At 59.9% G+C, this 10,076-nt stretch carries 6 protein-coding genes; all 6 read left to right on the top strand.

Translation table 11 applies throughout. From position 1 onward, the window contains the following. Nucleotides 1-26: 26 nt before the first annotated feature. The 6 genes from EPO09_RS09455 to EPO09_RS09430 all read left to right on the top strand — a co-directional run bounded on the left by EPO09_RS09455 (nucleotide 27) and on the right by EPO09_RS09430 (nucleotide 10,043). On the top strand, nucleotides 27-2,477 hold the full coding sequence (locus EPO09_RS09455; RefSeq protein ID WP_290642477.1) for a methyl-accepting chemotaxis protein: 2,451 nt from the start codon (nucleotides 27-29) through the stop codon (nucleotides 2,475-2,477). A 111-nt stretch (nucleotides 2,478-2,588) separates the two neighbouring features. After that, nucleotides 2,589-4,097 (top strand): methyl-accepting chemotaxis protein, encoded by a 1,509-nt coding sequence (locus EPO09_RS09450; RefSeq protein WP_290642475.1) that lies wholly within the window; start codon nucleotides 2,589-2,591, stop codon nucleotides 4,095-4,097. Between the two features lie 23 nt (nucleotides 4,098-4,120). After that, nucleotides 4,121-7,144: a CHASE domain-containing protein gene (locus tag EPO09_RS09445; protein WP_290642474.1), complete on the top strand. Its 3,024-nt coding sequence runs from the start codon at nucleotides 4,121-4,123 to the stop codon at nucleotides 7,142-7,144. Between the two features lie 57 nt (nucleotides 7,145-7,201). Beyond that, nucleotides 7,202-7,963, top strand: a complete 762-nt coding sequence (locus EPO09_RS09440) for a class II glutamine amidotransferase (protein ID WP_290642472.1) — start codon at nucleotides 7,202-7,204, stop codon at nucleotides 7,961-7,963. Between the two features lie 86 nt (nucleotides 7,964-8,049). Beyond that, nucleotides 8,050-8,709, top strand: a complete 660-nt coding sequence (locus EPO09_RS09435; protein ID WP_290642470.1) for a response regulator transcription factor — start codon at nucleotides 8,050-8,052, stop codon at nucleotides 8,707-8,709. Next, nucleotides 8,706-10,043 (top strand): ATP-binding protein, encoded by a 1,338-nt coding sequence (locus EPO09_RS09430; RefSeq protein ID WP_290642468.1) that lies wholly within the window; start codon nucleotides 8,706-8,708, stop codon nucleotides 10,041-10,043. The genes EPO09_RS09435 and EPO09_RS09430 overlap by 4 nt, the downstream gene beginning before the upstream one ends. The last annotated feature ends 33 nt before the right edge of the window (nucleotides 10,044-10,076 follow it).

Here is a 10,076-nt window from a genome sequence, read left to right as displayed (position 1 = left end):
CGTGAAACAAGGATTGAGGTAGCAGCATGGACAAGGGCTTTCTCCGGTGGGTGTTGGACCCTGGTATGCGACTCATGCGGCGCTGGAAGCTGGCGGTGAAGTTCAGTGTGATCAGCGGGCTGACCTTTGCCATCACTGCTGCCATGGCGGTGTATGCGTCCAGGCAACATTGGGAGCAGGTTCAGCTGACCTCTCGCGAGATATCTGGGTTGGCACGAGTAGGTGATCTCACGCGACTGGCCTTGCTTTTGCAGGGCCATCGGGAATTGCGCAGTTTGCAAGTGGCCGGAGAAGAGATTCCCGGCGGGGCGATGGAGAAGGTGCATGCCGATATCCAGCGCGCGATGTCGGATATGGATGTCAGTCTGGATGCCGGCAACGCGCCCGATATCAGCAAGACCTGGCAGGCGTTCCGCAAGGACTGGGCAGCCTTGCTGGAAAAGGGCGATACATCCGATCAGTCGGTGGCCGCGTCGTTGAGGTTGCAAGCCATTTATGACCAGCACGTGCGGGTGATGGCCGATCTGCGCCAGTTGCAGTTGCGTGTAGGCGAGTCGTCGACGCTGCTGCTGGATCCAGAGACCGATTCGTTTTACCTGATGCTGGTGCTGGTGGATCGCTATATCCCCATGCTGGAGTCCTTTTCCCAGATACGTGCTCGGGCGCTGGTGACGATTGGCGGTGGCTCGCTTGCTCCCGGTGATGACCTGCTTTTGCGTGACCAGGCCCAAGAATTGCGCGCCAAGGCCAGCGACATCACCTTGTTGTTGGGTGCGTTGGAGCGCGCCGGCAGTCCAATGCCCTCGGGGTGGGGTACGACCCAGGCCTTGCTGGAGGGCGTGACATCGGAGATGCTCGGTTCGGTGGGAACCAGCATGCCTCGTGGCGAGGTCCGTGCACTCATGGACCGGGGCGTGCAGGCGATCAATTCGGCTGTGACGCTCAATGAGTCACTGCGAGATCGCCTGGGCGTGCAACTGAAGAACCGCTTGTCGCACCAGAAGAATGTGGTTGCCATCTACATCGCCGTGACGATACTGACCTTCATGGGCATGTGCTATCTCATCATGGCGATGCAGTCGGCCTTGATGGGGTCGGTCAAGGCCATGTCCCACGTCATCGATGATATTGGTCAAGGAGATCTCACCAATACGCGGGAAGTGCTGGGACGCGATGAACTGGCCCATGTGGGTGCTGGTTTGAATCACATGACGGTGAAGCTATCGCGCATCGTCTCCAGCATTCGCAGCAATGCCGTGCTGGTTGCGATGTCGGCACGCGCTTTGGGCGAGGGGGCCCTGACCCTGGCCATGCGAACGGAGCGTCAATCCAACAGTGTCAAACAAGCCACGGACAGTGTGCGTCATATTCAGCGTGTGCTGGATCAAGGGGTAAACACAGCGCAGCAAGTGTCGGATCAGGTGGCCCACGTGAGCAGCCTGGCTGAACAGCGCAGCGCGTCGATGCCGCAAGCCGTTGCCACCATGTCACATATCGAAGAGGGCGCGCAGCGGATGCGTGAAATCGTCGGGATGATTGAAGACATTGCCTTCCAGACGAACATGCTGGCGCTCAACGCTGCGGTGGAGGCCGCACGAGCTGGAGAGGCTGGAACCGGCTTTGCCGTGGTGGCTGGCGAGGTGCGGCAACTGGCTGGCCGTTGCGCACATGCCGTGGCCGAGATCAGCGAATTGATCGAGCAATCCACTCAGCAAGTCAGCGATGGGGTGCGGCATATGTCGGACATCACCCAGACCTTGTCCAACCTGGCTGAAGGTGTCAAAGGTGTGGCGCAGGGCGTGACGGTCATGTCGGCGAATGCCAGCCATCAGTATGGCATTTTGGAACAGGTCAGCCAGGCGCTGGGTGGGCTGGAGATCATTGCCGACGAGAATCGCGAAGCGGTGAGCATGACCCAACTGGCTACCGATCGCTTGCTTGACCACGCGGCCAGCCTGTCGAGGTCCGTACAGGGGATGCGGCTGACACATGGCAGTGCCGACGAGGCTCAGGCCTTGATGCAAAAAGCGGCCGAGTTGATTGTTCAATCAAGTGAGGCTGCCGCACTGCCGAGCCTGAACGATCCGAATGGTGATTTCGTGGATCGCGATCTGTTCGTGTTTGGCGTCAATCGTGAAGGCATTCAAACGTTCAATTCGCGTGAGCCCGACGAAGCAGGCCATCCGATGCCCGTGCTGACCACCAGCGATGGTTACCTCCTGACCGAGGCCTTGTGGCGTGCTGCCGATGAAGGCCGGGATTGGGTGGCGTACGAATCCTGTCACCCGGAAACGCTGGAGATGATGCCGAAAATTGCCTGCGTGCAAAAGGTGAATGCGAACCTGATCGTGTGCAGCGTGCTGTATCGGGATCCGGCATCGTCTGGCCAGGCTAGCGCAACCAGCCCGCCGGGCGCGGGCCATATCGAGCGCGCCCACGCGTCATGGGGCAGCTCGCCTTTGTTGGGGGCGATCTGAGGCTTTGGGGGCGCATTCGTAGGGTGCGGCCCGATCATTTCTGATGGCTTGACTCAAGTTTGTCGCCGATTTGCCGAACTTGACGAAGCAGTGATATCGAGCATGGATCCCATGAGTACCTTCAGTCAAAAGTCGAGCAAGCACAGCCCCCGCAAGACGGATGCGGTCATGCTGTTTGCCGTTGTTCTTGGCGGCTTGATCGTGATGGTGCAGGGCCATGACGGCCAGCAACTGACGCTGGCCTCGACGCTGACCAGCATTTGTGTTTTGCTTGCCTTGGGCGCCTTCTTGCTGGTACGCGGCACAGTCTGGTCACGTGTGCTTTTGTCTGCTGCGGCCACAGGCCTTGTCTGCAGTCAGATGGTGATTGCCGGTTTCCGAAGCGAGTCCTATATCGGCCTGTTTCTGTTGGGCAGTTTGCTGTTGCAATACCGCCGTTGGCAGTTGATGGCGGCCGTTGGCGTTGGGCTGGGCGCATTCCTGTTGCTGTGGGTTGCGCAGCAGCCTGCACATCCTGCCGTTGCTGTGATGTTGTGCGGGCTGATCGTGCAATACGCCTATCTTGCCTACGTGGCGTTTGGCGAGGAACAGGTGGACGCCGAGCGTTTCGAGTTGGATTTTTTGATTCGGGCGATGGGTTTTGACGGGCCGATTCGACTCAATCTGGATGTCTTGCGCGCGGACTCCGTTGTGGGCAAGCGCCTCAAACATGTGCAGCAGCGCATGGCCGAAGCCATCCGCCAGGTGCATGCCTCGATCGACGGCGTTCAGAGTGCCTCGGAGGTGCTGCGTCACGGCAGCAGGGAGTTGAGTGATCGAACGATGACGACAGCCTCCGGCCTGCGTGATGCGGCCATGTGCCTGGAGCAGATCAATCTGATCGTTCAGACCAGTGCCCAAGCCTCCATGGAGGCGCGCACGATGGCGGCGCGGGCCACTGATCTGGCCAACAATGGCGGCCAGCAGGTCAAGCAGGTGGTCGGCACCATGCAGGCCATTGCGCAGTCATCGCGCAAGATCACGGACATCATCTCGGTGATTGACGGCATCGCTTTTCAGACCAATATCCTGGCGCTCAATGCTGCGGTTGAGGCTGCTCGCGCTGGTGAGCAGGGCAAAGGCTTTGCCGTGGTGGCCGCAGAAGTGCGCAGCCTGGCACTACGCTCATCAGAAGCTGCGCGGGAGATCAAATCGCTGATCACCTCGTCCATGCAGACCGTCGAGTCGGGTGTGGAGCAAGTGAGCCTGACAGGTACCACCATGGATGAGATCGTGGACTCGGTTCGTCGTGTCGGGGAAGTCTTCGAGCGGCTTTCTGCTGATTCTCATGAACATGCCGGTGGCATCGATGTTGTCACCCAGTCCGTCAAGGATCTGGATGACGTGACGCAGCAGAACATCACGGTGGCGGAAGCCTCCAGCAGCATTGCTGCAGAGTTGATGGAGCACGCAGGCAAGATGTCAGAGGTGCTCAGTGCGTTCAAACTGGGTGGGGCTCCGTTGGCTGCGACCACGGAGCGAGCCGAGCCTGCGCCCGTTCGATCAGCCAGGCCAACCCTGCGACCGGCTGCGCTTGCACCCAAGGTGGCCACCGAACCAGAGGGCATTGACTTCTTCTGAGCGCACACCAGACAGGAGCCTCCATGAACTTGCGTGGCGCCGTCACTGCCTTTCAGCACCGTTGGCTGGCTCAGGATCTGGCGATATCAAGGGAGCGTCGTATGGCCGGGTTGGCGTCCAGCCTGGGCGCGCTGCTGCTGGGCTTGCTCCTCACCGTGACAGGGGCCATGTGGATCACCCTGGAGGCCCGACATGAGGCGCGCCTCAACTTCGATCGCTACGCGGATAAGCTCGATGCCAGCGTGACACAGCGTTTTGCGAGTGCGCTGGCAACCTTCCAGGGGCTGAGAGGCTACTTTCACGCCAGCCAGGCGCCCGTCGAGCGGGATGCGTTTCGCATCTGGGTTGCGTCCAGGCGTATTCAGGAGGACATGAATGGCGTTCGGGGCATCGGGTTCGTGCAACGCGTTGAGCGCGAGGATCTGACGGCTTTCGTTGAAGCCGAGCGTCGGGATGAGGCCCCAGGGTTTTCGGTACGGACGGCCGGCACAGCCAGCGACATGTTCGTCATCAAGTACATCGAACCCTTGGCCGACAACGAAAAGGCATGGGGCTTCGACATTGGCTCGGAGCGCATCCGCAGGGAGGCTGTTGAGCGGGCTGTGCGGTCTGGGCAGGCCGCGTTGACAGCGCGCATCGCGCTGGTGCAGGACGGCAAGAATCGGGCGGGCTATCTCTACTTTCTGCCGGTCTTCAAGTGGGCCAGCAAGATCGATACGCCAGACGATCGTCGCCGCAATCTGATCGGGCTGATCTACTCGCCTATCGTGCTGGAGGAGTTCTTCCGGGGGATCGGCGATGTGGCCGATCAACAGCTTGATCTGTCCGTCTTTGACGGCGATGACATGGCCAACAACCAGCGCGTTTTTGCACTGGGCTTGAATCAGCAGCGCCAAGCGCGCACGCCTCGATTATTGGGTAGTGGCGGGCCACAGTTCGAGGCCTTTCGCAGGCTCGATATAGGTGGGCACAGCCTGACCTTGCGTATCGGTAGCACGCAGGAGTTTGAACGGCGTTACGAAAGCACCGACGTATGGTGGTTTGCCTTTGCCGGAGGCATGCTCAGTGGTTTGCTGGCTGTGACGGTGTGGCTGCTGTTGCTGGGGCGCGCACGCGCTGAAGCTTTGGCGCAGGCCATGACCTCGGATCTGAGCGCGGCCAAGCAAAGGGCCGAACTGGCCTTGCGTGACAACACCACTTTGCTGGACACGCTGCATCGATTCAACCTGATGTCTGTGGCGGACGCCAGCGGCATGATCATTGATGTCAATGAATCGTTCTGTCTGGTCAGCGGCTATGCCCGTGATGAGCTGCTGGGTCAGTCACACAGTCGAATGGGGTCCGGTTGTCATGACAATGCCTTCTGGACAGAGATGTGGCAGACGATTTCAAGAGGTGAGCCCTGGGAGGGGGATGTCTGCAACCGGGCCAAGGATGGCGCGCTGTATTGGCTCAAGACCACCGTGGTGCCGCTGAAGGATGCGAAAGGCTGCATCGAAAAGTACCTCTCCATCCGAACAGACATCACGTCCGCCAAGCGCAATCAGCAGGAGCTGGTAGACATGGCCGAACGCTACAAGTTGGCCATTGACGGCGGCAGTGACGGGCTGTGGGATTGGTTCAATGTGAACGATCACAAGATGTGGTGGTCGCCGCAGCTTTATCGGATGCTGGGCTACGAGATCGACGAATTCCCGGCAGGCCTGGATGCGTTTGAAAACCTGCTGCATCCGGATCACAAGCGCAGCGTGTTGCGAACCATCGAAGGCGCCTTGAAACGAACCAGACCGCTGGATGCCACATACCCCTTGCGAACCAAGCCAGGCACCTATCGGTGGGTGCGTTGCCGAGGCAAGACCTTCTTCGATGAGAACGGCTTTGCCACGCGCATGGCCGGTTCCTTGCAGGATGTGCATGATCGTTATCTGGCCGAAGAGGTCATCCAGAAGCACAGCGAGCAACTCAGCGCCATCTTCAGCTTGAGCCCCGATGGATTCGTGTCCTTTGGCGCGGACCGGCAGGTGAACTACGCCAGCGCGGCTTACACCGATCTGACCGGCTTGTCCGCCGAATCGGTGTTGTGCCTGGATGAGGCAGAGTTCCTGTCGCAACTGTTTGCGCGCTGTGTCAATCCACCTGAGTTGCGATCGTTGGACGACCTGATGACCGTACCTGTGGATGCCGATCCGATGTCATGGCTGTCTCGCCACAAGCTGGTGCTGCAGTTGAAGTCCCCGGCAGGGCGCATGCTGGCTTTGAGCTTGTATCAAACGCAGGGCGACACCGTGTCCAGGCTCTTGCTGGTGCGGGACGTGACCCATGAGGCCGAGGTCGATCGCATGAAAAATGCCTTCCTCTCCATGGCGGCGCATGAACTTCGCACGCCCATGGCCAGCATCTATGGCTTCATCGAGCTGATGTTGACGCGTGACCTGAAGCCCGAGAAGCAAAAAGACCTGCTGAGCAAGGTGTACCGGCAGTGCGAGGTGATGATCTCGCTGATCAACGAACTGCTGGATCTGGCGCGCATCGAGAGCCAGCGTGGCGCTGATTTCGAGTGCCGCTCACTGGATCTCGTTGAATTGGTAGAGGGTGTTGTCAGCGATTTCAAGACACCGGCTGATCGAGATGCGCCCATGCTGGCCAGGCCCGCTGGAGCCATCCTGGTCAGCGCTGATCAACAGAAGATGTGCCAGGCATTTTTGAACGTGCTCTCCAATGCCTACAAGTATTCGCCCAATGGCGGGCTTGTGTCCGTCAGCTTCCCGGTCGAGACGGATGAACAAGGCGTGGCATGGACAGGCGTGCGCGTGATCGACCAGGGTATCGGCATGACGCCGGAGCAGCTGGCTCACATGGGTGAGCGCTTCTTCCGCGCGGACAAATCCGGCAATATCCCAGGTACCGGGCTGGGCGTGAGCATCGTCAAGGAAATCATGGAGTTGATGGGGGGCAGGCTGGACGTGCGCAGCGGGCTGGGTGAAGGCACGACCATGACGCTGTGGCTGCCCCAGGATGCACACTCTGCGGTACGCACGCTGGCTTGATCGGGCGTTACCATTGGTGCTCGGCCCAGCGGGGCCCCATTTCAGGAGCATCTTCCCATGTGCCAGTTGCTGGGCATGAACTGCAACACCCCTACCGACATCGTTTTCAGCTTCTCGGGTTTCGCGACCCGCGCCTGTGAACACGCCGACGGGTTCGGCATCGCCTTTTTCGAGGGGCGTGGTGTACGGCTGTTTGTGGACCACCAGGCCGCCAGCGAGTCGCCGGTGGCCGATCTGATCAAACGTTATCCCATTCAGAGCCGGCATGTGATCGCGCACATCCGCAAGGCCACGCAAGGGCGGGTGGCGCTGGAGAACTGTCACCCCTTTGTGCGAGAGCTGTGGGGGAGTTATTGGGCGTTTGCGCACAACGGCAATCTGGTGGATTTCCATCCCAAATTGCACGCGGCCTTTCACCCGGTGGGTGACACCGACAGCGAGCGGGCCTTTTGCTGGTTGATGCAGGAGTTGGCCAAGAGCCATGCCAGCATGCCCAGTGTGGCCGAGCTCACGGCCACCTTGAAGGAGCTGGTGCCCCAGGTGGCGCGGCATGGCACGTTCAACTTCATGCTCAGCCAGGGCGAGGCGCTGTGGGCGCATTGTTCAACCAAGCTGCACTACCTGGTCCGCCAGCATCCCTTTGGCATGGCGCGCTTGCAAGATCAGGACATGGCGGTGAACTTTGCCGAGCTGGCCACGCCAGCCGACCGCGTGGCAGTGATTGCGACCGAGCCCTTGACCCTCAATGAGCAGTGGACGGCCATGTCCTCAGGTGAGTTGCGCGCGTTCGTCGGTGGTGAGCCTGTGGTGGCCGGTTGAAGGTTTCTGACTTAAGGCTCGTTTAAGTCTGCTGGGGCAAAGTTGGCGTTGAAGATGGATTGAGTTCAGTGTAGGCGAGGCCCGGTATGAGACTCCTGTTGGTGGAAGACGATCAGATGATCGGTGAGACCGTGCTGGACGTACTGCGGGCCGAACATTACGCCGTGGACTGGGTGAAGGATGGCGTGAGTGCCGAGTTCGCCTGGCGGTCGCAGGCGTATGACCTTGTGTTGCTGGATCTGGGTTTGCCTGGCAGAGATGGCCTGCAGGTGCTCAAGAACATGCGCGATGTACGTCAAAGGGCGCCTGTGTTGATCGCGACGGCTCGGGACGCGGTTGAACATCGCATAGCCGGCCTGGACGCCGGCGCCGACGACTATGTGCTCAAACCCTACGATCTGGGGGAGCTGCTGGCCCGCGTCAGGGCCTTGATTCGGCGCGCACATGGTCGTCCTGAACCTGTGTACGAACACGATGGCGTGGTGATCCATTCCGCCACAAGAGAGGTGACGGTAGCGGGCGTTCCCGTCACGCTGTCATCCAGGGAGTGGGCGGTACTGGAACCGCTGATCGCTCGTCCTGGTGCGGTGTTGTCCCGGGCGCAGTTGGAGGAAAAGGTTTTTGGCTGGGACGACGAGGTGGCCAGCAATGCCGTGGAGGTCTACGTGCATGGTCTCCGCAAGAAGCTGGGTACAGGTCTGATTCAGAACGTGCGTGGTGTGGGCTACATGGTGCCCCGCGCATGAGTCGGTCAGATCAAGGGCACTCCTTGCGGGGGCGTCTCCTGGGCTTTTTGCTGGGCGCCGTGGTGTTGACATCCTTGGTGCAAGCGTTGATTGCCTACGGCACGGCTTTGGCCGAAGCGGATGTGCTGTTCGATCACCACCTTCAGCGCACGGCAGAGTCCTTGCGTTCTGGGGTGCATCTCGGCCTTCTGCAGGCCAACGATCAGGTGCGAACCGACATGGCAGATGAAGACTATGTCGTGCAGATGTGGAACGCCAAAGGCGAGCCCGTCTTCGAGTCAGCCGCGCATCGTTCCTTGCGCAGTCCTGCCAGTCCAGGGTTCTCGTTGGTCACGGCGCGTGACAAACGAATCTACAGGGTGTTCGTGTTGCGCACTCCGACCCAATTGATCCAGGTGGCGCAAGATATGGGCGCTCGCAGCAACATGGCGCGCTCATTGGCGATCCGTACGGTGTGGCCCACGGTGGTGATGGCCTTGATCTTGCTGATCGTGGTGTGGTGGGTGGTCAGGAATTCCCTGGCGCCGGTTGCCAATGTGCGGGCGCAGATGGCTGCGCGTAAGGCCGATGATCTGTCTTGCATCAGCGAAGACGGCCTGCCCGATGAAATCAGGCCTTTGATTCAGGAATTGAACCTGTTGTTCGAGCGTCTGGCCCGTGCGTTCGATGTTCAAAAGAGCTTTGTGGCTGATGCCGCGCATGAATTGCGCTCGCCATTGGCTGCATTGAAGATTCAAGTGCAAGGGTTGCAAAGAGCATCGGATGAAGCCACGCGCGAGGTGGCCGTGAAGCGCTTGAGCGCAGGGATCGAGCGGGCTGGGCATCTGGTTGATCAGCTTCTCGTGCTGGCGCGACAAGAAGCCAGTCATGCTCAAGGCGTGGCTTTCGAGATCAGCGATGTGTCGCAGATCGGGCTGTTGTGCCTCACAGATCATTTGTTGCAGGCGCAAATGCGCGGCATCGATCTGGGCGTGCATCGAACCGAGGTGGCGATGGCCCATGTCCAGCTCGATGCCATGCGCGTTTTGATTCGCAATGTGCTTGATAACGCCATCAAGTACACGCCTGAGGGCGGGACCGTTGATCTGGACATCCACCACACGCCAGCGGGCGCGGTGATCTGTGTGGAGGACAGTGGTCCGGGTATCGCAGAAGCTGATCGCAGTCGTGTACTTGATCGGTTTTACCGGGTCAGTGGCTCAGGGCAGGAAGGCAGCGGGTTGGGTCTGGCCATTGTCAAGTCGATCGCCGACATGCATCAGGCGGTGGTGGTGCTGGATCAATCAGATCGTTTGGGAGGCTTGCGTGTTCGAGTTCGCTTAAGGCCCGTCTAAGGATTGCTTGTCAGACTGGCGGCATAACCCGAG

Origin of the sequence: Aquabacterium sp., from assembly GCF_004297345.1 — a bacterium.
Lineage (GTDB): Bacteria > Pseudomonadota > Gammaproteobacteria > Burkholderiales > Burkholderiaceae_C > Aquabacterium.
The sequence above is the reverse complement of the archived record's forward strand: the minus strand, read 5'-3'. Positions and strand labels throughout refer to the sequence as shown.